The organism is Bacillus altitudinis 41KF2b, from assembly GCF_000691145.1.
GTDB classification, from domain to species: Bacteria; Bacillota; Bacilli; order Bacillales; family Bacillaceae; genus Bacillus; species Bacillus altitudinis.
Genome location: NZ_ASJC01000035.1, coordinates 1 through 748, shown reverse-complemented (window position 1 = coordinate 748; position 748 = coordinate 1). Strand labels below are relative to the sequence as shown.

Here is a 748-nt window from a genome sequence, read left to right as displayed (position 1 = left end):
CGGGGGTCTGCGGGAGGGCTCGCGCGCGCGCGCGCAAATCCCATCCCACTGCCCCCCTTTCTTAAAAATCAGTTGTTCAGGCGCGGGATAGGTTCTCTGTTCTGGGAGGTGGTTCAGCGCGATTGAACCATTGTGCAGACTGCTAGTGTCGTGTTTTCAGGCATGAGCCCCCAGCAGGAAGCCGGGGGCACGGTATCGGCGGTGGTAGGTCTGTGTTCTTAGGAGCGTCAGAGTGCCGCCTGTCATGGCCTTACGGCCATTAGCAGGTAATTTCGTGCCCCTGTGCCCTGAGATAGTCCAGAACCTGCAATGCCGGCCCCATTTCCAGCCACTCAGAAGCCCCGCGAACGTCTGACAATTCCCGCCTGTGGGATTTCAGCATTCCCCTGGCTGACTTTATCCGCCATGAGTTGCCAGCAGTGCGAGCATCGGCAATACGCCAGTTTCGGAGGATGCGGCGAAGCCTGTAATACGCCTCAGAGGAAATATCGAATTCCACTGGGTCGGTGGTAGCCCAGTCACCAGTTTTACCCCAGACGCGCCCGGTTTTCTTCTTCCATGACGGGGGGATGTTCTCAGGGTGTCGCTGGTAGTGCTGGACGCCTCGCGCTGAGTGTTTACTGAGATACTTAAACCAACCCACGGTATCGTTAATCTCCAGTGAGTACTGGCCCCGGAGGGAAGCGCCGAATTCGTTGGCGACAGCAACCCAATTAAGCAGCAACTCCCCACGGGGGACGGAGATTGG

The 748-nt window shown here is 58.0% G+C and carries 1 protein-coding gene; it reads right to left on the bottom strand.

Annotated features, from left to right (window positions below):
- Window positions 1-259: 259 nt before the first annotated feature.
- A partial coding sequence (locus BA79_RS19665; RefSeq protein WP_035704551.1) for a hypothetical protein occupies window positions 260-748 on the bottom strand: 489 nt, incomplete at its 5' end.